Raw genomic sequence first — 23,462 nt, 5'->3', positions numbered from 1 at the left:
TTGTATGGAAAATATACTGAGGCATCAGTCAATAAATCGGTATGTTTTTTCTTTATTGAGCTAAAATATTTTTTAATATATCTCTAGTTGTTGGATGTTTATCGCCTATATATCGGATAATTTCACGATAGGAGTTGATCGCGATATGATCAGCGAACAAATTCTCAGCAATCATTTCTTTATGTATAGATACGAACATAATAGCTAACGATATACAAGGTAGTTGAGATGAATATGCTAGATGATTTGTAATGTTAAATGTTGATAGTAAAAAACTAAAAATTATTAATTTTAATAATGAGATAATCATGGATCACTTTGAAAACCAACGCAGACAAAAATATTTGACTGAAACATATTATATTGGCTATAGAGAATATCGAGATGAATCGATTCCATTGGTTTTAGAAAGTGATCACTTTGAAGATGATAAATATAATTGTGGTGAAGCAGAACGTTGGAGTGGAATAAAAGATTGTTATTGGAATCTTTTATTTTTAGAGTATACGGCAGGTTTTTCTATCACTGAACTCATTTCCTTATTTCAAAAAACTATTAATGCTTTTGATAAAAAGGCTGAAGCTTTAGCAATTTTTGAAAATGGCAAAAAACCGTCAGTGATCCCCACAGAAAATGAAACGTTAAATATCATAAGCCTAGCTTATTTACTTGATCAAAAAGATTTACTACATGTTATTCATCAATTGGTGAATGGCGAAGATCAAGCACATATGAATGAAGATGAAATAATCAACAAGCTTTTTGGACTGAATGATCCTAAACATCCATTTGTAAGTGAAGGTACGTTATATGATCTTTCGTATTCACCATTGTGTGATGTTATAGATCAGGTTAAGAAGAAAAATGATCCTAAACATGCTTTAGAGCTTTTAGATGATTATTTAGCTTCTTGGTATAAGAATCATAAAAATCAATCTTGGTACAATAGCCATCTCGATTTAGAAAGTAGTGTGGCGTATAGCGGTTATTGGGCTTTTGAAGCAGCAGCATTAGTATATTTATTGAACTTAGATGATTCTTGCTTGCATAAATTTTTATTTTATCCTAAAGATATCGTGCAATGGATTCGTCAGAAGCACCCTATTCTTAATCGGATTAGCAGTTAAAACCATCTATTACTTGGGTTAAATAATGCGACGTATATGCTAGATGATTTGCAATGTTAAATGTTGATAGTAAAAAGTAAAAAAGATGAATTTTAATAATGAGATAATCATGGATCACTTTGAAAAATACAAACAAGCATGAAATCATGCAACAAGCTGAGATTGCTAAAGCCAAAGCCGATGCAGCAGATGAACACACAGCTGATGAAGAGCGATTGATAGAAGCTTGGCCGTGAAATTACTATAATTCATTTATTAATGGTGGATTATAATTAAATTTAGCACAATCGCCTTTTAGAATCTCATAGTTTTGCTTTATTACAGATTTATCGTATTCCTTTGAAAAGATTACCAGTCTAGTCAGGGCTGGGCTTAGAAGATCTTTATTTAATTCGATAAAATCCCAATAGCTTTCTAGAAATCCAGTTTGTTGGCATAATTGTACTTTTGCTTCAGGAGTATTTTGATAATCTTCTAATGAGTATTGTTTATCATTTAATTCTTTTTTTCTCGCATAGGCATATAAATTTATAATATATTTTAGCTCTTCTACGTTATGAACTTTGACAGGCTTTAGGATTAATGGATTTTGATTACTGGCAGTATGACCAGTAATTGAGATAGAGATTGCGCTAAATAATATTAGGGTGTGTTGACATTTGCAGTATGGAACTTAACCTACAAAGGTAACCAAATAAATATACAAGCTAGAGCGATAGCACTTTGATAATTGCGCTTTAGCTTGTCATATCGAGTTGAAATCCCTCTAAATTGCTTCAACCTACAGAATGAATTCTCAACTAAGTGCCTGATTTTATAGATATGCCAATCCATATGATCATTGTTAGACTTGGTATTTGATTTTCTAGGAATATTTGACTTAGTTTTTGTTTGCTCAATTTGAGTCCTGAAATTGTCTGAGTCATAACCTTTATCAGCACATAATATTTCTGATTCAGTTAAATCCAATTTTGATACCAGATCAGGGGCTATTTTAATATCATGGGAAGTTCCATCTGAAATAATAAACTCAATGGGATTACCATTAGAATCAACTGCTAAATGTATTTTTGAACTATTACCACCAATACTTTTAGAAATATCTTGATGATTAATACCCGAAGAATGTTGGTGTGCCCGTACATGGCTACCATCAATAAATATCCATTCTTTATCAGCATGTTTACTAAATAATCTAAAAATATTCATAAACTTATCATTTTTAGACCACCGATTGTATTTTTTAAAGATAGAGTTTGGCTTACCAAATTCTTGAGGTAAATCTCGCCAAGGACAGCCTGTTCTGATACGAAATAGAATAGCTTCGATAAAATTTCTTAAATTTAGTTTGAGATAAATATTAAAGTGACGGAAAATAGAGAGTAACTTAGACCAGTGTTGATCATTCAGCATTGTACGAGGCATAGCGAGGGTAAAATTGGGTTTGGCGATTTAATTTTACTATCTCGCTATTTTTTTAGGCAACAAATGTCAACAGACCCTAATAGTTTATTCATATCTATATTTTCAATTCTAAATTTTTAGATTAGCTAACATTTTTTCATTTAATTCTTTAAGCCCATCAAAGGATTTTTCAGAGTATTTAGTTAACTCTATTTCACTTAGTTTCATTAAATATTTTTTTTCTTGTAATAGGCGAGGGAGCTTACAATAGCTTTCACGATATAACTTATTCACCTCATTTGTAATATTTGGCATATTGTAACGTTCTAAAACTTGATTTAGCAGATCAATTTTACTTATTGCATGGAATACAACATCATCTACCTGTTTGTATGTTATTTCATCAGTTTTGTAAATATACTGAAATAAATAGAAATGAAATGTATCTTTAGCTCTTATTAAATCCAAAGAAGCATCAAGGGTTAATTGAGCAATAATTTCATATTTTTTCTGTGCTCTCCAATCATTAAAGAGATTTGCAGCAATATACGCAGCACCTAGCGTCGCATATGCACTAAAAAATGTAGCCGTTAAAGTTAGTGATTCCTTTAATTGATCTCTTTCTGGAAAATCTGAACAGCCAAACCATATATAGATAACTACAAACGAAATAATGGTAAGTGCTAAAACTGAGCCAAATGTATTTGGAATCAACTTTTTTGAGATATCCATAAGATTATCAATCCTCTAGTTAAAACAGTTTATAAAGAATTAATCACTTACAGTCAATATCCCGCCCTTAGTAAAATAATTCGGTATCACAGAATATCGAAAAACGGCAAGATATGCTGATGAGCACAGAGCTAATGAGGAAAAATTAGATGATGGGTGGGGTTCTGAGTAATTTGGTTATTGCAAATCTTTAATTTGAGCATCACAACCTGCCCATTCATTCACGTTGTTGAGATATTTTAATGGTTTTAACTCTACGCGCTCTCCATTATTTCTGATCTCATTGATTTGTAGGGTGCATTGAGATGTATTGTCTAGCAATTCATAATTTTTATTTTCAGAAAATTTATATATAGCATTAACTCCACAACCTCGGTATTCAACACCATTGTAATAACCTTTAGATGCCCCAATCGCAAGAAGACGATTTGCAGGTAACTTGAATTCTGAGTAACTTCTATTTTCCTCAGGTGGAAAAGGCATATTTAGTAGCTTTTGTTTATATTCAATTGGTTTACTTAGTAGTTGATTTTTTAAAGATCCCGCGCTATTGACCTCGGGTAACATTTGAAATTTTGGCTGTAAAGATGTTATGCATCCATTTGGATATAGGGTAACAGAGAAAATATTATTGTGTTCTATGCGAATATTTGAAGTATGTTCTGCTTGTGAATCTTGATAAAGTTTTAAGCCTAATATTTTCTTTGATTGATTAATCATACCAGCACTACAACCAGTTAATCCTAGCAACATTAAGCTAATAGCTATTTTCTTCATCAGATTTCCCCTTTTGTAAAAAGAGGAGATAATATCAAAACTCTATTGTAATAGTAATATTTAAATATGGTCGTATTGATAATTGATCAAATAATTGTGGTTGCTCAATGTAAGTGTAGAGCCAAGGTTTCATATTTATTCCTATTAGCATTATTTCTATATTTAAAAGTTTATATTTGAGCGCTTACATAATGCTTACATGAAAGCAGATACAAAAAAACCACTTAGGATTAGCGCACCTAAGTGGTTGTTTTATTTGGTGGGCCCAGACAGACTTGAACTGTCGACCAACGGATTATGAGCGGAGACAGTTTTTTATAATTTTACTATAAGAAACAATATCTTGTGATTTTTTTAAATAGTCAAAGTGAATAAGATCAACGAGACCGCGGATAAATTTAGAAGTGTAAGAAAACTAAGGCTTTTGACTTTTCTAAGACGAAGAAGAGCCAAATGCGAGTTTTTCTAGGTATAAGAATAATAAGCTATTTTTTGTGCAAAAAACTAACGAAAACCGCAAAAAGACCTCTGTTTACTGCGGTCCCGCAAAGATAGACCGCAGAAATGCAAAGGTTTTTTTATAGACCTCAAAGACCATGCTTACTTTGTAAACAAAGTACTAGACCGCAGAACCTTCTAAAGAAACATCTAAAACAAATATATCAATACGACCTTTTAAGTCACTTGGTAGCTTGCTCTCTAAAATGACTTTCAATTCTTGAGCTGAGCTAATTCCATGCTTAATAAGATTGGCTACTTTCTCATTCGTGCCAAACCATAATACAAAATAAATTCCTTGCTGTTCCGCATCTGGATGGATCGAATATCTCTCAGCTAACTGCGTTGATGCCGCATTGTATAACTCCTTGTGCCATTGGCCTTTAGATTCTAGTACTAGAAGTTTTCTCTGATTATCAATTACTTTAGCAAAAGTTATGTCACAACGATTAGCATGTTGCATCTGATGCTCTAAGGTTACAATAACCCCTTTATTTGAAAGTCTTAATTTCAATCTATCTGCAACAATTTTAGTAGCATCTACCTCATTTAAATGAATATATTCTGAAACAGTCGATCCATCATATTGCTTATGATAAAAAAGCGAAGGTGATGTTGTATCTCCTCCTCGGAGATCATTTTGATAAAACTCTAGCTCTTCTAAAATTAATGCTCTTAAACCTTCTACTGTAATCACACTATCATTATCTAAAAAATTAACGATTTCTTCTGAGGATGGAGCCTTAAAATTAACTAAAGCAAGGTTTCGAATAAGGGTTGAACGAATACTCTTTAAAGCTAATAGCATACCTTCAAACCTTGAATCTGCAATCAAGTGATTCACAATTGATAAAGTAGTTTCAGAAACATGCTTGGTAAAATTCCAAATTAAATTACTTAAAAATCTGTAACCTGTTTCATTTGGAGGATCTTGCATACCCCAAGAATCAGGTAAATCAACTTTTGGCCACTGATCTATAAACTCATCTAAAATCCACCATATTTTAGTCGGTGTTAATGTTGGCCAGAATGGATGATCACCATGACGAATACCTTCAGCCCTATCATTTAAAATAAATATAATTTTTTCTTGTTCTTTTAAATGCTTCCAGTATGGCTCGATCTCAGATTCATCCAAAAAGAAAAATCCCCTAACAAACCAAAAAATTACTTTAGAATTTATACTTTCTATATCGGTAGCATGTGTTATGTATTGTTTATTAAATTCCTCACATCTTAGTGCGATTAATTTTATCAATTTATTTTTATCGCAAAATTGAGCACTTAAATCGAACAATGTTTTTGTCGTTTCTATACTGATATTTGGGTATTGATCTAGCCACTCTAGAGGTAAAGTTGCTTGAAATTCTTTAAATGTATCACTGTAACGCAACCAACTTACTTGTGTATATTGACAGTCGCTATATGTAAGTTGAGGTTCAATATAATCTTTTAAAAATTGTAGTCGACTCTTAGAATCTGGAAAAAGGATTCGATCAACTTCATTTCTAAATTCCTCATGTTCTTTCTCATTAACAGCAGTGGGACGGTTATCAATATCTGTACGTAATGCTTGTAATAAATCTAATTTAACACTTTCAAGATTTCCGATATCTCTAAATATTTCTAAACATGAAGCATATAGAATAACTTCTGCATGGTATCTAGTTGAATTACATTGTGCTTTAGCTAGTCCACCTAAATTATGCACATAAGATTCAATAAAGGGTAAACAATTCTTCAATGATGTCTTTACTAAGTTTATATCGTTAAATTCCTCTTTTATTCTTTCAGGACTATGTAACGTTAGATTAGCAAAGTCGATCAAACAACCAAAATGTTTTCCAGCTTCTATTAGTTCACGATTGTTTTGAATATACTGAATATTTTCATTTTTAATTTTTTGTCTTTTGAACTGTCTATTTTTTATACGACGCCTATTAACTATTCTTTGTGTATCCAAATAATTTTTTTTAACAGCTAAGTTTTTTTTAATCCATGCTTTTAAAAGTTCATTCTTTTCTCTAGCCTGATGTTTTGCATATTTGCGTAACTCATATAGAGATTCATTTCTATTTGTTGCATGAAAATGATGAGTCTCAACAAAATAAGACCATAAGTTTGTATTATTATTTTCAAAAGCATAATCTAGAATGAAGTAAGAATCTTGTATCTTTAAACTCAAACCAGAATGTGATGATAAAGTTTTCCAACGTACTTGATTTATATCTTCAATTGAAGTTACCCCATCAAATGCTAACCTAATAATATTTTGGCGTAGATTATCATCGTTTTGTAATACTTTTACAGCAACGCTATCTTCTTCACGCTTTCCACCATGGAAATTTAGATTTTTTAACCAAAACCATATTTTTTGAGGATCATAAGAATTTTTTTCAAGTTCAAAATAACGATCAAGAAGCACTCCGATAATTTTACTTATTCCATTTCGACAATAACAATCATATTGTTCTTTCTTACACGTACAATAAAGATCATGAGATAATTTATCTAGAAGATTTACAACTAACTCATAATCAAGATTGGTAATGAAATTTTTAATAAAATAACGTTCACCTATAGTTATTTCTCGTCCAACATTTTTATTTGGATATAATAAAGTACATTTTTCTAAAAATCTTAAAATTACTTCAAAAGAAAGGGATTTGATATTAATTCTTTCTATCAAATGCGCAACTATATTTAAGGATGATTTTGTGCCTTGTTCTATAAGTCGATTAATGGTCTGTGCTGCTTCATAATTAACTATTTCCGTTAATCTTATTCCTGCTAATTCTCTTATGTATTTATCAGTTGCCTCATTCATTAGAATTTCTTCCAATTCAGGTAACAAAGATTCAAGAATTACGGCATTTTCTATTAATTCTAAAACTAACCCACGTAATAATCCTTTATCTGAATTTGTTAATATATATTTAACAGAAGTTACAGAATCATTATCAAAAAATCCTGAAATAGAAAAAGTTCTCCACATATCACTTCTACGGAAATAGGGATCCTCATCAACAAGACATATTAATTTTTCTAATAAGTATTTTTTTGATGATGGTAGGAGCTGAGAAGGATCTCCGTTGGCTAATACGGCATAAGGATCAATATTAATTAATGTCTCTTGTATAGACTTATCACCTAAAGCAGCCATCCATGCAACCAGCCCTCTCAACTCATCACGTACAACTCCATTTGGCGCAATTATCGACAGACATTGATGAAGTGAAATATGATTACAATCAGCATTAATTTTTCTTACTAAATAATTAGCAGCTGTAAATTCAGCAATAATTTTATGACTTGGCTGATGTATGCTCTCATTTTCTGCTAATTTAAAAAGTCTGCTAGATAATAGTGATGGATATAGATCTATATTATCTAATCTAATTAGTGAGTCTATCCGAGGGTACAATGTATCTAAATTATCTACATTAGTACTCACACCCTCAGATCCTGATAACAGTAATTTTGCAAATATTTCTTCAGTATGTTCTATTTTTTTTAGTAATGGTAAATCATTTCTTACATTGAAAGTGTTGTTTGTTTCTTTTGCCAAAGCCTTAACTGCTTGACTAAAAATAGATTTTCGATCAGAAAAGACTCTATTACTTTCAATATATGCATCTGCAAAAATCTTTAAAAACTGTGGATTTGCAAGTAGCTGTTCTAAGTTATATTTTTTTACTTCAGATTCAAATTTTTTGAAATCTTCCTGCGGTTTATAATGTTCAAAAATTTGCTGCTGTTCAGATTCATTAAATGGATATAAACGAAAAACTCTAGGTTCGGTTTCAAAAAAATCTCTGACTAAACTAGTATAAGACTCTTCCCATTCACTTGATCTACTAGAAATAATTAATTTTCTCGGCTCTAAGTCGGCAGCTCTGCCAAGTAAATTACTAACAGCTGACTGATCTACTCTTACTAATTCATCTAACGCATCAATAATTAAAATTGAATTTTCATCATGATTATTTCTACTGTTAAATATATTTGCTGTTTTCTTTTTTATACTTAAGTGATTCGAAAAACTTTCCAAAAGAGATGACTTGCCTGCACCGGGCTCAGCTAAAATAATGATTATCTGAAAAGCGTCTAAGACTTCAAGTTCAGTGTATTCTTTTTCATGATCATAAAGTTTTCTTTGTAAATAAAAGCTAGAGGTCATACCAAATAATTAAAAATATCAATAAGATCCTTTTTTACATTGAAAATCTTGCATTGTCTATTACTTAAATAAGTGACTTTGAAAAATTTATTCAGATAAATCATTCATTTTCCCTTTTTTGAGTAATTTAGAAGTAAGATAAAATTTGAAATTAGATTATTACTTAAAGATTTACTGCAATTAACCTAGATTTTCTCAAAAATAACAAAACTCCCCCTACAAGCTTTCACACAATTCGATGCAACGTAACGCACACCAAAAAATTTTCCCTCATCAGAAAAACTCCCCCCACAAAAATACTGCTACATCGTGCAGAAATAAGTTACTTTCAGGATGAACTAATCGTGAAAGGGTGAGAACAGAAAGTAACTTATTTGTGGACATTGGACATGCGATAGATGGTACTAGGCTAGTACAAGTAAGGTGACTTTGATCTAACTAAACAATTCATCTATCTCTTTCTGAGTAGCTTTGCGAATCATATTGGTCGCACCTGTATAGGCATCATAGGTTTTGCCATCCATGATAAATGGCTCTCTAAGAATAAGATGTTTACCTTGCCAATCTTTCAGATGTAAATATTCGAGTCCATCTACTGCAATGCCTTGAAATTCAAGATAGCGTCTTTTAGGCTTGTTTTTGTTGCGATCTATGACATCAAAATATGTCGCAAGAAAATTAAGTGCTTTACTATTATCAATCTCAAATGAGTCTGAAATATGGTCATAATTCATTCCCTTGATAAGGTTAGCTTTGACAATAGACTTCATTGGAAGATTTGTTTGTTTCTGCACCGCCTTAAAGGTACTACACAGTAATTTACTTGCTTGCGGACCTTTGAGTATATGCTTATTTTCCAAATATTTTTCAGGACAACGCATATAAAATTGCCTTGCAATATATTGGACAAATACATTTTTTGCATATCCATCTGCTACTTTAATAACTCGGCTAAATCTTTTTTGAGAAAGGACTTGATAGATATCATGAAGATTACCAATGTACTGAGCTAGATAAACAACTTCATTTAGAATCTGAGCTACTTTAACAGGGTATATAGGTTGTTCATCACAGTAATAGGCTAGATTATCGATGTAATCTTCATCAAGCTGTTTGTGCTCGATAAACTGAGTAGACATCTCTTTTAAGGATTCAGGTTTTTGATGACCTTTCTGAAAGTGTTCAAGAAAGATTTTTAGTGCAGGTTTGATACTTACAGCATAGGCACTGTCAGCATTAGCCTTTTGCTCATCAAAGAAATCAGCGATATAGAGGGGAGTAGATATTGAATTCTCACTAAATTCAATTACACAGTTAGGCAAGAATTGCTTAATACGCCACGCCATATATTCAAAGCTACTGTAAAAATAGCTTGTATCAATTAAATACAGTGCTGAGACCAAACTGGCAGTATTTTGGATGGATTTCCCTTGATATACAGCAAATAACTTACAATCAAACCAGTCTCGAAAACTCTCGTTCATTCGACTAACTTTGTCATAAATATTGGGCTTCTCGTTATCTTGAAAATCAAATTTATAGTCTTCTGCTAAACTCGCTAAAGCTTTCGCAATTTCATTCACACGAGTAATAAAATCATTTAACCTTCTAAGATGCTTGCTGTGAAATTGCTCTGGATTGCCATTTGATCTAGATATTCCAGTGTGTAATAAAATGTGGCATGGTACATTTGCGATTCGTAATCGACCAATGAACTGAACCAATTCTTCGACGTGCGCTTGTTTACCTAAAATAAAAACTGAATCAATTTCAATTTCGGGATTGTTGAGATTCACAGCCTCATCCATAATAGAAGTTGTAAAGACAATATCAATGCCAGTCGGGATTTTTTGTGTCTCAAAAATTTCTTTGACATCGGCTAAACCCTTAGTTTTACTATGTACCACAATACATTTAAGTTTGTAGCGTTGTTCAAAGTATTGCCTAAAGCTTTCGCATTTGTCCCTAGAGTTCACACGTACAATAATCGTTTTGCCACATCTCCCTTTAGCCGAATCAGATGATAAACTAATTAACTCTTTGACTTTTTCCTCAATAATCGCAATAGCTGTGTATTGATCCCCATTGGTTAAAGAGGTTACTTTGATATTACGTACAGGTGGGTTTTGATGCTTAACAATAATTTCTTGATCAATATCTATTTTAAGCTGATCAAATAGCTCTATTGTTTTGGTTGCAGTCAAGAATAAACTTGTAGGTATTGAACGCTTTTGTAGATGCCAAATCACAGGCGTTAAAGCATCATCCCGAAATGAACCAGCCGAATATAATTTATGCGCCTCATCAATGACCAGTAGAGCTGATTTCTTTTGAGAATCAGACATTAATTTAATAATTTTGTCGAATTTATCATAGGTTGCAACTATGACGCCTTTGAACTTACGAATAGTCTCATCAGGATTTTCATTTGCACAAAAAAATAAGTATTTAGAAAGAGCTGTACATTTTCCTGAATATTCATGTTGTAACTCCATGACTTTAGCTTGAGTTGGTACAAGAATGAGTACAAATTTAAATTGATCTCTTAGCTCCTCCATCGTGAACGTGGTCTTTCCTGCACCAGTTGGAGCAACAAGAAAAGTGGATTGATTAGGTTCAACCTTAATACCAAATGTAGATAAATATTGGTTGGGGATAAGCTGAAATGCTTTTTTAGACATGAGAAATCCTTAGGGCATGTCGCTTAGCGACATACCCTGACAATAAGTTAAGATGAAAAGTTAGAGATTTGGACGAGCGCTGTTGATACGTTCAGCAAGCATTTCAGAAGCATTACGCAACGTATCCTGACGTAAATGTGCATAACGCTGAGTAGTGGTAGGTGAAGCATGACCTAATAAGTGTTGAACCACATAAATGTCACAACCATTATTAACTGCCATACTGGCAAAGTTATGACGTAGATCATGGATACGGAAATTCTCGATCTGAGATGCTTCTAGGATTTTTTGGAAAGTTTTGCGGATATCATTAAAAGGTAGTCCAGTTTTAGGATTGGCAAACACATACAAATACTTGCGTGACATTTTGCGAATGATTTGCTGTGCTTGACTGTTGAGTTGAATAATTCGAGGTTTACCCGATTTATTCTCATTAAGCTTCCAAAGATGGTTGTTCTCATCTAAATCAGCCCATTTGAGGTTTAACACTTCACCTTTACGGGCTCCTGTTAATAACAGCATTTCCACAATACCAACAATGACTTGGTTATCGATATTATGGACATTGGGATGTGCTAGAACGTACATCAGACGTTTTAACTCATCCTCATCGAGGTAACGCTCAATCTGATTTTGTTCAATCAATTTTTTGACACGGCTCATCGGTGATTGATCGATAATCTCTCGTTCAAAAGCCACATTAAACATACTGCTCAATAATGCTCGTGTTCGATTGACTGTTGCGTTGGCACGATCCTCTGTTTTGATTTCAAGCATCAAATCACTGAGCATTGCTGCTGTAATTTGAGTCAATTGGATATGCCCTAAAGTAGGCTCAATATGATTCTTAAATCTTGAAACATCGTCCTTCCAAGATTTCTTGTTTAATTGAGCCATAGGCAGATACGTCTTATTGAAGAAAGCTAAAAGCGTTGGAATATTCTCAATACGTGCCTTTTCCTCAAGAGGATTAATTCCCTTACTTAGCATAAGTTGGTAGTTATCTACCATACTAATGGCTTGCTGTAAGGACACTTCAGGATATTTACCTAATGTCGTGCTGATCTTTTTTCCCTTAAAGACAGCTCTGAACATAAAAGTCTTACTTATATTGGATATAACAACTTTGAGTCCTTTTACATGAGGAACTGAAATTTCGACTTTGGATTTACCCTCTGGTAGCGTAAGTTGCTCGATATTGAATAACTGAGGCATCCCAAAATTTGCTAATGATTTAAGTGGAAAAGGTGTGTTCATTGGTTCTCCTTATGAAAAAGAGGCGCACTTATCCCTGATCGTGAGACCATGTATGATGATTTGCTAGGGAAGTAAGTGCGTCTAGGTAGGTTTAAAAATTAATATGAATCATAAAACTCACTTACAGTCTTGGGTACACGGAGTTTTTTACACCCCTTAGGTGCATTTTTTTCATCTATAAACTGTATGATGTGCTTGATAATAAAATTATCTTGTCCATCTAATAAGTAAATTCCCAAAATGCTGCCTTCAAGCAAATAAGTATTCCTATTAGGTTGGATTAAAATAATTTTAGCTGGTTGGTAGTCATGCAGCATTTCTATGAAATCATAATTTGATTGGTAAGTCATACAATTAACCTTTAATGTTTTTAGATTAAACTTATTCTGAATCACCAATAAAGGAATATCTTTACACATTGCATAATCTAATAGCTCATCACAAACTTTGTGAGAAATATAGTTAATATATTCCCTAGTAGTGTAACTTTTAAAATCACACTGTATTGTCAGAGGAGTTTCTTTCTTACCAAGCTTTTTTAAGCTCAGTTTTAAGTTTTCCTTTTCATTTAATATGTCGACGTTATCAAATTCTTTATAAGTTTTAAAATTATAGTAAACACTAGCAAAATGGGTAAATATGTCGTGTGTGGCATCAGATATTTCATTTCTGAGATTAAATGCAGCTTGCTGCATTACTTTTTCTTCCGTCCAAACGTTAGCTTTCATTGGGTTATCCTCACTGTATTTAATTGGATTAATGTGCATTTTATTCCATTGAATGGAATGAAAATAAGATTATATTTTTATTGAAGTATGGACAATGGCATGTTTTGAGTAATTAAAGTTCTTATATTTTACTTAGTATTTAATTGTAACTGGTTAAAACAAGGTAATAAAATTAATTATCATTCGAAATGTCCTGATAGTAAATTTTTTATAAGAATGATTAATTAAATTAATATTTTTATATTTTTATATAATGAAATGGCATAATGTTACAAAATTATTTTTTACTATAAAATGTATATAGAGTTTATAATATTGGTTTGATGTCACCGAACTGAATAATGTCCATATATATTCCAAAGCTTGTTTATAAAGCCTTAATGGCTAATCCAAATTTAACAATTAAAGAGATTATGGCGATACAGAACTCACCTTACTCGACTGCTGCAAGATATAGGCAGAACTTTCAAGGCTTGAAAAAAGAGTGTGATTATTCTGAACAGGTTCATCACAAAATAAATAAAACCAAGATTGAGAGCTGGAGAAGAATTAATCATCAAGCACAGCAGATGATGGATCTTCTGAGTGAGTTATTAAATAGTATGGGATTTGAGTCAACAGCTAATTTAAGAGATATATACTATTCGCGATACTACGCAACTAAATCAGGGGAGCCCCAATCAAGAAGAAACTTTAATAGGTATTTCAAAAATGCTCGTGAAAACCTAGAGAAAAGTGACTTTAGACTTTTAATATGTAGATCATCAATTAATAGGATAGGCTTTTATACTGTAGAAAATCCTAACTACAAACCCGAGGACTAGTAGAACGTCCGACAGGTTATTTGTGTAAAGCATCATTGGTTGTCTCACTTAAAACGATACAAAATTACCCCAAGGCCAGAACGGTCTTGGGGTCTATTTTACGGTTAGGTCAGTAATCACTTGGCATCAACAATGTCGTAAAAGAACGATCAGCTTCCGTGATAATCCAAATTTTATCTTCAGCTATCGAATAGCTAGAGAATATCCGAGTGTCATTAATTAATGCTTCCTCATTTGATTCTTTGTCTTCATCTTCTAAGTCTCCCCAATCACCAGTCTGATGACGATAAAGTAATTGGAGTAAATCAGTTTGATTTTTCTCTGCAAAAGCCAAAGCATTGGGTGTAGATACAACTTGACCCAAAGCGAATAGTCGTTGCCTTGTCATAAATACGTCTCACATAAAAATTAATAGAAAAATGTGCGGGCGGTGGTCTGTGAAGAGGTTTAGATTTGATTGATTTTATGGCGCTCTAAAATCTCAGTCGGTACATAGATCAAAATGCCTTCATTGTCGTTCAGCATGATATACACCTCATACCAATCATGCTTTTTCTCAACAAATTCAACTTCGCCTAATGACAGCTTTTCAGATAGGCTAAAACTGAGTTGTGCAAAAGGCTCAGTTAAATCATTGTCATACTCACAAATAACAAACCACCCATGCAGGGTGGCTTGATAAAGTTCATCATACTGATGTTCGAGTGTCTGTATGTGCAGTGAAATACTTGCTCGAATTGAATCATCTGATACTTGCTGTAAGTCAGATTGGCTCTTGATGTACTGCATTTTCATCCCCCACATTGGCTAAGGCATCTGAGTCATCAATCTGAGTTGATTGTTGATTCTTTGGTTTAGGACCTCGTTTCCCACTTACAGGTTTAATATCATGAGAAGATTCAGAGGGTGATGAACTTTGTTGTACAGCATCATCAAATGAAAGTGGCCAAAGTTCATATTCATCATTTACTTCAAGTAATCGTGCAGTTTGTGGATGCGGGCGGATTACACCTTGATCAACTAAAGCAGCTCCTAGAAAACTTGCATTGTTGACTGACTTGCCTACGAATAATTCTTTCAATGCAACAGCATGGAATGGCTTTGCTGAGTGATAAAGCTTCTGTAAGGTTAAAATGATCTGCTCAACTTTGATCAATTCTGTACTGAATCCACCTGATGATTCATTTTCACTTAGGGCGATACCAAAGCTTTGATCGTCATTATCTTGCCAGAGTTGATATTTAAGCTGACCTTTAGCTCTGTCCGATAACTTATTACAACTCCATGTTTTAATGAGCGTCTGATTCATTTTGTCAAAAATTCTTGATTGCATAATGGCTTCCTTTAAGCGTAAAAAATCCCGATGTACTGCAAGAGCACATCGGGACTGAAAAATTGAGATTACGGGTTAGAACATCGCATTACATGTAGCAATATGTTTTGCTACTGATTTGATGCTGTTGGGGGTAGGTGTCATAGTTGTGACCTTTTTATTATTGAGGTACACATCAATCTTTTTGGCTTTGGAAATGCCTTGTGAGAACTCATACCAAGCATTTGCACCATTACGCCATTTTGTCGATGCTGATGCGGCTACTTTACTTTTTCCATCCAATAAGAAGGTCAAAGGGTATTTTGAGTCCGAATTTTCATAGCTTTTCTTTGGAGTTTGAAAGCGTACAGAGTGATCATAATCATCACCTGCACCATCATTACATGTCACCCAAAGTGTATTGCCTTTGGTATCCTGAATTGAATATTCAGAAAAGCCTTGAGCATAGCTAGATTGCCAAACATTGGGTACTGCATGAGCAAATCCAGTGACTGCCAGCAATGATAAGAATATGAGCTTTTTCATCAAATGATCCTATATAGTCACAATTATTTTTTCGGGCATAGTCGAATACTTTGGATGTATTGACCATCATTGGTGTCGTTGAAAAATCCATTCTTTGACTGGATTTGTAGACATTGACCTTTTTTGAAAGGCTTCATTTGCTTTGCAACTTGATTGGATAACATAGATGTATTCAAAACAACTTCGCCCTTTGTGGTTGGGAAAATAACAGCTTCGCCACTCACGATAAGATTCTTTTTAAGTGTGACTTGCTCCGTTTTTGCCAAAGCTACGTTTGAAAGTGTGATGCCTAAAATAAGACATAATAAAACTTTAAAATTTTTCATAAAGATCTCGATATTTGATTAGTTAACTAGACGATAAATACAATCATTCCAAGGTGGTGTATTTTCACGATATTTGGAACATGCCAATACAGCTTGTTCTAAACCTCCTAGCATTTTTCCATAAGCATCAATCTCTGAAGTCGAGCTTGATTTATACTTTTGTTGGGAAGCATACTTACGTTGAGCTTCTACCTGTTCAGCTTGAAGTTGCTGTTGTCGCAACTGCTGAGCTTTAAGCTCTTGCTGTTTTAACAATAAATATTCCTCTTTGCTGTTAAAGTCAGAAAAGCCAACAACTTCACCATTTCTGTTGTATTGCAATGCTTTCCAAACAGTGACGCCTTTTTCAGTGACAGGGATAACCCCGTCTGGAGAATTCAAGATACGCTCAGCCATTGCTTGCTGTTGCTGAGTTTGATAAGACACGACAAGATCATTAGCAGAGTTTGCCACCCGTTGCACATCAGGATCACCTGATAAAGTTGCTACCGCTGTCAAAGCGGAGTTAAGTAGATTAGAAAACCCCATACAATTTCCTATAAATATGGTTATAAAGTAATAGCTTAAGCTCAACTTTTGAGTCCAAATCAAAATAATGTACCTATATTGGGTACATTGCATATTGTATCGATAATAAGCGCATGACAGCAAGTATCAATACGAAAGAAATGCAGGCTTTGACGAACTGGTTGAAGCAAGCACGACAGGACCAAAACTGTTCTATGCGCGCATTAGCAGAACGCATGGATAAACCACACTCGTTTGTTCAAAAAGTTGAACAAGGCGAACGCCGTTTAGATGTGGTTGAATATGTTTGGTATTGCCGTAAGCTAGGCGTTGATCCGCAAGATGGACTGATTTTGATTGAGCAAGTGCTCATAGGACCTAAGGACTGAATGCCTTAAGCGATGAAGCTTTTAGCTAGAAGTTAGATTTGATTCAATAAGTACTAAACCCTGATTAGGGCTAATTCCTAAAGCTTTGCAGTAATATAAATACTCCACGATATCTAACGAATGTTTCCCATTTTCTACATTCTGAACATAGGAAATAGGTTTTGCTAATAGATTAGCCAATTGCTCCAAACTTAAATTTTTTGCTTGACGTTGCTCAGTCAGCCATTGTTGCAAGATAAGCATCGATTTCCCCATTTAAATAAACACAAGAGCAACAGTGCAAAGCTTTGTTGTTAGGTCTGTCTTTTTATCATTACAGACCCGAATCGCTTTGGCTATAGATTTGCATTGGGGATGGGGAAGAATCTCGATTACTTTAGAAACAGATTCGAGTTCTGGATAGTATTTTTTCATGGTCACTCCTTTAGTGGTTAAAGACCATGAAAATAATATGTGTTTGAAAATTAGTTAAATTCATATTTATTTACTTGCTGTGAATTGTAAATTTCTTTTTAGTATTCATTTAAGTGATCATCAACTAATTCATTGACAATCTATAGTCTTTTTAAATATAGTTAGCCCACTTACTATATTTAAGCTAATTAAATGAATCTCGATCAAAAATACAAAGCTCTTTTAGGTGAAGCAAAAAAACGAAAATTACCTGATATCGAAGGAATACAACTTTGTTTTATGACTCTTTCACTTGCGTCCAGTATAGATCGTGATTGTGCAAATCAACTCTCTGTTCATGGTCTATCTGAAGGACGATTCATTCTCCTATTTTTACTTGAAGCAGCTGGTGAAGGAATTGCCCCTAAAACTCTTGCAGAACAAGCTGGAATCACTCGCGCGACAGTAACAGGCTTGCTTGATGGTCTAGAACGTGAAGGATTAGTAGAACGACAAGCGGACACAGAGGATCGTCGTGCTTTAAAAATACAACTCACATCAAAAGGAAAGCTAATAGCTAAAGAAGTTTTTGATCAACACAGTCGCTGGATCTCAGGCCTATTTGGTAATCTTTCTTTTGAAGAGCGTGATCAATTAACCCAATTATTAGAAAAAGTCTCAAACAACCTCACCAATAAGGAATAAACATGAATCATTATCTTGTCGAGCTTTATACCCCAAATTCTGCTTGGAAAGCGTTATCATTCGATGAACGCGAAAATTATTTAAATAATGTTGGGTCTGCAATGGCTGGACTGTGTGATGCTGGAGTTAAAGCGCTAACACTCACTCAAATTGACTCTAAAATTGATCAAAGTAGTGACCATCAATTCTTAGCTGTTTGGCACTTTCCAAATCAAGAGGTTTGCAATGCTCTACTCGACGGTATCAAAGCAAGCGGTTGGTATAACTACTTTTACCATGTAAATGCTGTTGGAGTTGAATGCGATTTCAACAAGCATCTAAATGCGCTCGCTAATATTTGAATTTAAAAATTAATTAAATATCAAAGCCATCATTTACATAAAAATAGGATGGCTTTGATTGATCATTTAATTCATATTGAAGGAAAAATTAGACTCAACCTTTCCAACAGACTTAAAAGATTAAGGATTTGTGTGCAACAATCCCTGTCATAGCTCCATCACCGACTGATAGAGCAACAGATCCTCCTGAGCGAGTTACATCTCCGCAGGCATAAACACCTTTGACATTCGTTTCTTTTGTAGGTGAGGTTTTAATCGCTTCACCATATTCATTGCTATCAATTTCTAAGCCTAAATCACGAATCCAATTTGCCTGTAAGCGGGTCACTGTTGCAACAAATAATCCGTTCACAGTCATGCGTTCACCATCTGTGAATACAACATCGCAATGACCTTCAATACGAGAAATTTTACGAGTTTCTATTAGAACTTGACGCTTAGATAATTTTGCTAAAATTTCATCATCTAATTCATTAGTATTGATCTTATCGTTTAAGAATAAGGTTGTATTCCCCCAGTCAGGTAACATCAATGCCTGATGAAGTGAATGCATACCAGATGCGAGTACACCAATCTCACCTAAATTTAATTCATATCCATCACAATAAGGACAATGGTAAATTGATTTTCCCCAACGTTCTGCTAAGCCTTCTACTGGAGGCAATTCATCTTTTACCCCTGTCGCAATAATGATTTTTTCAGCTTGAATATGTTGCTCTCCAGCGATTACCAAATACTGATCATCTAAAGCTTTCACATCCGTTACTGTTTCAAATAACCATGAGACCGTTGAATATTTCTCAACTTGTGCACGGGCTTCTTCTGCAATTGAACTAGGCGAACGACCATCTTGAGTTAAAAAGTTATGGGAATGTTCTGCAAAGCGGTTTCGACGCTGTCCTGCATCAACTATCAAAATCTGACGACGAGCACGTGCTAATGGTAATGCTGCTGAAAGCCCTGCATAGCTTCCGCCGATGATAACAACCTCATATTTCATTTTGACACACCAATAAGTAACATTTAAAGTTACTATATCAAACTAATCTCTATAATTGAAACTTTTAATGTTACAATAATGACAAATTACTATTTTGACTATCCTTATGCGTAAAGACAGTAAACTTTCAAGAATGCTGCATGTACTGTTACATATGGCACGTGAAAATAAGCCTTTTACATCAGACTATATTGCAGAAATGCTAGACACAAACCCCGTGGTTGTGCGTAGAACAATGTCTGGGCTAAAAAAGGCTGGATTTGTTGATTCTGAGAAGGGTCCTGGTGGGGGATGGACTTTAGTTCAGGATCTGAAAGATATTTCTCTATATGATATTTATTTAGCCGTTGGAGAACCTTCTATTTTTGCAATAGGTAATCAAAATGAAGAGCCCAACTGTCTTGTTGAAGTTGTGGTAAATCGATCGTTAGATCAAGCTTTTATTAATGCTCAACAAATATTAATTAGTAATTTAAAAGCTACAACCTTAGCCCAGTTAGCTCATGAATTTCAGATTGAGTGGGATCAGCACATTGCAAATAAATAGTCCAGAATAGGGAATGCGAATCTGGCGACCTTTTGCAGATTTGCTGGTTCAATTTAAGACATACGAATCAAATGTTAAAACAGCAATACAGGACTACAATGAAGCTAAGACTCAACCCAACAAAAAAAGAAAAATTCAGTTACTACTAAACTCAATTGATATTATGAATGATCTTAGACGTCCAGATTCTCAGTACTCGTTTTTTGCAATCAAATGATAAGTAAAAGCGAAATCTTTGCTCAAGCTGAGTCCCTATTGAAAGAACATGATGCTTCTCAACTTTAGCTTATGTGGGAGTACCACAAAAAGATATTATATATAATTTTCAGGACTTCTGATTAAACCGCGTACATACAGGGTTTAATCAGAATTTCTATCCTAGTTCTTGATATCAGTACAACGAGCAATCATCTAAATGCTAAAATTTTTATTCAATCAGTTTCTACACAAGATAAATACCCTTATAGAAAACTCCCCATACCTCAATCAGGAATCCCCTAAGCAGATAGGGGAAAAAGGTCAAACAGCAGAAAATCCAAATCCCCCCAAGCCTAATCGTTTTCCACACGCTTTACGCCTCGATGGTCTGGATTATAAAAGATTCATCTTCATCGTAGATCGAGTGGAAAGCCGAAGTGCTAGAAAACGTTAAGTGGGGGGGAGAGATTTACATGTGAGATATAGACCAACGGACTATCGAATGGATGGACCACAGAATAGACCGAAAAATCCGATGGTCTAAAAATAACAGGCAATAAAAAACCCCATAAATCAATGATCTACGAGGTTTGATATGGTGGGCCCACCGTGACTTGAACACGGGACCAACGGATTATGAGTCCGCTGCTCTAACCAACTGAGCTATAGGCCCGATAAATACTTGTATCACAAGTAATTTCGACATGAATACTAGCGAAAAAAGAAATCAAAGACAAGAGCTTTACACATTAAGGTGAAATATATGCATATTTCTTAATCAAAAATATAAGTTTTGTTTATTGAAATAAATAATTGGGATGAAATGATAATACTAAATGAAGAAAATTTGAGAAAGTTAGACTGCAAAGGCATTTTTCACTAATTTTTCCTATCCAAATAAACCTCCAAGGCACTCCAGAGGCAAATCAAAATAAGCATACCGACAAGAAAAATAACGAGTGTGAAGTACATTGATGTTCCCTATCATTTAAATGCCAAAATGGATGAATATTCAATAAAACTGCCTACTGAACCTCAGCATTATCATAAAAATGAATAGAAATGAGAAATCGTTTATTTATTGAGTATGATCAAAAAAGATGATCATTTAAACAAATATTGTGATAAAAAAAGCCCAAACGATTGAGTTTAGGCTTTAAAAAAGATTGGCTTGAGGTATTTGTTATGACAACAACACATTTCCAAATTGTTCACGTAAATCACGCTTCAACATTTTTCCAGTACCAGTTAACGGTATAGAGTCGACAAAAATGACTTTATCTGGAATTTGCCATTTAGCGACTTTATCTGCGAAATAATCTAATAACGCCTGTTCTGTAATCTCACTATCAGGGGCTTTGATTGCAATGATGACAGGGCGCTCATCCCATTTAGGATGATGAGCTGCAATAGCTGCTGCCATCGCGATTTGCGGATGACCCATCGCGATATTTTCCAGTTCAACGGAAGAAATCCATTCACCGCCAGATTTGATCAAATCTTTAGAACGGTCACTAAGAGTGAGGTATCCATCTTGATCGAGTGAAGCGATATCACCAGTATCGAACCAACCATCCGAAGTCAGGGCAGAAGAGGATTTACCTAGATATTGATTGATGATCCAGTGACCTTTGATCTGTAAATTGCCTGTAGTATGCCCATCTCTTTCCAATTCATGCGTTCCATTTTCTTGATCGGTAATACGCAGATTGACCCCAAAAGGTGGACGACCTTGTGAAAGGCGAACTTTAAAGCGATCTTGCTCACTTAATGTTGCATGTTTAGCTTTCAGTTGATTTGACGAACCGAGAGGGCTGGTTTCAGTCATTCCCCATGCATGAATCGTTTCACAGTCATAATCATTTTTAAATGTAGCCATCATCGCAGGAGGGCATGCAGAACCACCGACGATATTGCGTTTCAAGCTATCAAGTTTAGAACCAGCTTGTTTTGCAGCTGTCAATAAACCTTGCCAAATTGTAGGAACACCAAGCGCCACAGTGACCTTAAATTCATCAATCAGTTGAACTAAACTTGCGCCGTCTAAGCCAGGACCTGGTAGAACCATCGTTGCGCCGACCATAGCCGCTGCATAAGGCGTTCCCCAAGCATTGACGTGAAACATCGGCACAACAGGCAACATAATGTCACGAGAGGAAAGATTGAGTGAATCTGGTAGACTGATCGCATAAGTATGTAAAATGGTTGAGCGATGAGTATATAACGCGCCTTTAGGGTTTCCAGTTGTCCCTGAGGTATAACAAAGTGAACTCGCAGATAACTCATCAATTTCAGGCCAATCAAAATCAGCAGAGTTTTCCGCGATTAAAGCATCATAAAATTTAACTTCTGGAATTGCATCCGCAACATCCTGATCAAATGCCCCCAAATAGATAAAATGTTCAACATTTGGCGTATGTGCTTTCACACCTTTGATTAAAGGTAAAAATGTTTTATCAAACAATACGACACGGTCTTGGGCATCATTGATAATAAAAATCAGTTGTTCTGGAAATAAACGAGGGTTAATGGTATGACAAACCATACCACTACCTGAAATGGCATACCACGCTTCGAGATGTCGATGGTTGTTCCATGCAATAGTCGCAACGCGATCCGCGCTATTTAAGCCCAAACCACGTAAAGCATTGGCTAAGCGTTTGGCATTTTCTGAGATATGAGTCCAGTCAGTCTTGGTGATGGTGCCATCCGTATTTTTTGAAATAACAGGTGTATCACCATGATAACGCGCAGCATGTTCGATTAAGCTACTGATTAACAGTGGCTGAAACATCATATTTCCTAACATAGATTTCGTCCTTTTTTCACTTTGTTTTTGTTGAATTATTTCCTAATATTTAATCGCTATTTCTTTACAAATTATTTGAAATAGAAAATATTTTCGATTAGATTTCATCCTAAAGTTTTCTAAAATTAAATCAAGAGATGTAATGAAATAAATGTGAATTTTTCTTAAATAGCTCTTTAAA

General features: G+C 34.4%; 23 protein-coding genes and 1 tRNA gene. 6 read left to right on the top strand and 18 right to left on the bottom strand.

Annotation, left to right across the window (positions count from 1 at the left end):
• Positions 1–251: 251 nt before the first annotated feature.
• Positions 252–1,127, top strand: a complete 876-nt coding sequence (locus tag F960_RS06685) for a PoNe immunity protein domain-containing protein (RefSeq protein WP_228134752.1) — start codon at positions 252–254, stop codon at positions 1,125–1,127.
• Between the two features lie 678 nt (positions 1,128–1,805).
• Here the strand turns inward: F960_RS06685 and F960_RS06680 are convergent.
• From F960_RS06680 to F960_RS06650, 7 genes are all read right to left on the bottom strand, one after another.
• On the bottom strand, positions 1,806–2,552 hold the full coding sequence (locus F960_RS06680; RefSeq protein ID WP_004861184.1) for an IS5 family transposase: 747 nt from the start codon (positions 2,550–2,552) through the stop codon (positions 1,806–1,808).
• A 108-nt stretch (positions 2,553–2,660) separates the two neighbouring features.
• Complete coding sequence (locus tag F960_RS06675) at positions 2,661–3,263, bottom strand: hypothetical protein (protein WP_004861180.1); 603 nt, start codon at positions 3,261–3,263, stop codon at positions 2,661–2,663.
• Positions 3,264–3,440: 177 nt separating this feature from the next.
• Positions 3,441–4,040, bottom strand: a complete 600-nt coding sequence (locus tag F960_RS06670; RefSeq protein WP_004861177.1) for a hypothetical protein — start codon at positions 4,038–4,040, stop codon at positions 3,441–3,443.
• Between the two features lie 619 nt (positions 4,041–4,659).
• On the bottom strand, positions 4,660–8,718 hold the full coding sequence (gene eruA / locus F960_RS06665) for an NACHT domain-containing antiphage protein EruA (RefSeq protein ID WP_004861169.1): 4,059 nt from the start codon (positions 8,716–8,718) through the stop codon (positions 4,660–4,662).
• Between the two features lie 434 nt (positions 8,719–9,152).
• Complete coding sequence (locus tag F960_RS06660) at positions 9,153–11,399, bottom strand: DEAD/DEAH box helicase (protein ID WP_004861167.1); 2,247 nt, start codon at positions 11,397–11,399, stop codon at positions 9,153–9,155.
• A gap of 60 nt (positions 11,400–11,459) precedes the next feature.
• Complete coding sequence (locus tag F960_RS06655; protein ID WP_004861163.1) at positions 11,460–12,656, bottom strand: site-specific integrase; 1,197 nt, start codon at positions 12,654–12,656, stop codon at positions 11,460–11,462.
• Between the two features lie 98 nt (positions 12,657–12,754).
• A complete protein-coding gene (locus tag F960_RS06650) occupies positions 12,755–13,384 on the bottom strand; it encodes a hypothetical protein (protein ID WP_004861161.1) in 630 nt (209 codons plus the stop codon).
• A gap of 341 nt (positions 13,385–13,725) precedes the next feature.
• Between F960_RS06650 and F960_RS06645 the strand changes: the two genes are divergently transcribed.
• Positions 13,726–14,208 (top strand): hypothetical protein, encoded by a 483-nt coding sequence (locus tag F960_RS06645; protein ID WP_004861158.1) that lies wholly within the window; start codon positions 13,726–13,728, stop codon positions 14,206–14,208.
• Between the two features lie 109 nt (positions 14,209–14,317).
• Here F960_RS06645 and F960_RS06640 read toward each other — a convergent pair whose 3' ends face one another.
• The 6 genes from F960_RS06640 to F960_RS06615 all read right to left on the bottom strand — a co-directional run bounded on the left by F960_RS06640 (position 14,318) and on the right by F960_RS06615 (position 16,920).
• Positions 14,318–14,596, bottom strand: coding sequence for a hypothetical protein (locus tag F960_RS06640; protein WP_004861155.1), 279 nt, complete (start codon positions 14,594–14,596; stop codon positions 14,318–14,320).
• A 59-nt stretch (positions 14,597–14,655) separates the two neighbouring features.
• Complete coding sequence (locus F960_RS06635) at positions 14,656–14,997, bottom strand: hypothetical protein (RefSeq protein ID WP_004861153.1); 342 nt, start codon at positions 14,995–14,997, stop codon at positions 14,656–14,658.
• Complete coding sequence (locus F960_RS06630; RefSeq protein WP_004861150.1) at positions 14,972–15,541, bottom strand: hypothetical protein; 570 nt, start codon at positions 15,539–15,541, stop codon at positions 14,972–14,974. The genes F960_RS06635 and F960_RS06630 overlap by 26 nt, the downstream gene beginning before the upstream one ends.
• A gap of 75 nt (positions 15,542–15,616) precedes the next feature.
• Positions 15,617–16,066, bottom strand: a complete 450-nt coding sequence (locus tag F960_RS06625) for a YfjT/YkfB family phage-associated protein (protein WP_004861148.1) — start codon at positions 16,064–16,066, stop codon at positions 15,617–15,619.
• A 23-nt stretch (positions 16,067–16,089) separates the two neighbouring features.
• Entirely contained in the window at positions 16,090–16,392 is a 303-nt protein-coding gene (locus tag F960_RS06620) for a hypothetical protein (RefSeq protein ID WP_004861146.1), read from the bottom strand.
• A gap of 18 nt (positions 16,393–16,410) precedes the next feature.
• Positions 16,411–16,920 (bottom strand): hypothetical protein, encoded by a 510-nt coding sequence (locus F960_RS06615; RefSeq protein ID WP_004861143.1) that lies wholly within the window; start codon positions 16,918–16,920, stop codon positions 16,411–16,413.
• Between the two features lie 113 nt (positions 16,921–17,033).
• Here F960_RS06615 and F960_RS06610 point away from each other — a divergent pair, with 113 nt between their 5' ends.
• On the top strand, positions 17,034–17,288 hold the full coding sequence (locus F960_RS06610) for a helix-turn-helix domain-containing protein (RefSeq protein WP_004861140.1): 255 nt from the start codon (positions 17,034–17,036) through the stop codon (positions 17,286–17,288).
• A gap of 21 nt (positions 17,289–17,309) precedes the next feature.
• On the opposite strand, the gene F960_RS06605 is transcribed toward F960_RS06610, so the two are convergent.
• A complete protein-coding gene (locus tag F960_RS06605; RefSeq protein WP_004861136.1) occupies positions 17,310–17,531 on the bottom strand; it encodes a helix-turn-helix domain-containing protein in 222 nt (73 codons plus the stop codon).
• 12 nt (positions 17,532–17,543) lie between these two features.
• Positions 17,544–17,702 carry a hypothetical protein gene (locus F960_RS22625; RefSeq protein WP_004861133.1) on the bottom strand — a complete coding sequence of 53 codons (159 nt, stop codon included), beginning with the start codon at positions 17,700–17,702 and terminating at the stop codon, positions 17,544–17,546.
• A gap of 192 nt (positions 17,703–17,894) precedes the next feature.
• On the opposite strand from F960_RS22625, the gene F960_RS06600 reads away from it, so the two are divergent.
• Together F960_RS06600 and F960_RS06595 are read left to right on the top strand one after the other, a co-directional pair.
• Entirely contained in the window at positions 17,895–18,386 is a 492-nt protein-coding gene (locus F960_RS06600; RefSeq protein WP_004861129.1) for a MarR family winged helix-turn-helix transcriptional regulator, read from the top strand.
• A 2-nt stretch (positions 18,387–18,388) separates the two neighbouring features.
• Entirely contained in the window at positions 18,389–18,727 is a 339-nt protein-coding gene (locus F960_RS06595) for a DUF6616 family protein (RefSeq protein ID WP_004861125.1), read from the top strand.
• Positions 18,728–18,839: 112 nt separating this feature from the next.
• Here F960_RS06595 and F960_RS06590 read toward each other — a convergent pair whose 3' ends face one another.
• Positions 18,840–19,727 (bottom strand): NAD(P)/FAD-dependent oxidoreductase, encoded by an 888-nt coding sequence (locus F960_RS06590; protein WP_004861120.1) that lies wholly within the window; start codon positions 19,725–19,727, stop codon positions 18,840–18,842.
• Positions 19,728–19,833: 106 nt separating this feature from the next.
• Here F960_RS06590 and F960_RS06585 point away from each other — a divergent pair, with 106 nt between their 5' ends.
• Positions 19,834–20,274 (top strand): Rrf2 family transcriptional regulator, encoded by a 441-nt coding sequence (locus F960_RS06585; RefSeq protein WP_004861116.1) that lies wholly within the window; start codon positions 19,834–19,836, stop codon positions 20,272–20,274.
• 794 nt (positions 20,275–21,068) lie between these two features.
• Here the strand turns inward: F960_RS06585 and F960_RS06570 are convergent.
• Both F960_RS06570 and F960_RS06565 read right to left on the bottom strand, forming a co-directional pair.
• A tRNA-Ile gene (locus F960_RS06570) sits at positions 21,069–21,145 on the bottom strand.
• A 510-nt stretch (positions 21,146–21,655) separates the two neighbouring features.
• Entirely contained in the window at positions 21,656–23,281 is a 1,626-nt protein-coding gene (locus F960_RS06565) for a long-chain-fatty-acid--CoA ligase (protein ID WP_004861111.1), read from the bottom strand.
• Positions 23,282–23,462 lie beyond the last annotated feature (181 nt).

It is taken from the genome of Acinetobacter gerneri DSM 14967 = CIP 107464 = MTCC 9824, from assembly GCF_000368565.1.
Lineage (GTDB): Bacteria > Pseudomonadota > Gammaproteobacteria > Pseudomonadales > Moraxellaceae > Acinetobacter > Acinetobacter gerneri.
This window is presented reverse-complemented; position numbering and strand designations above follow the sequence as displayed.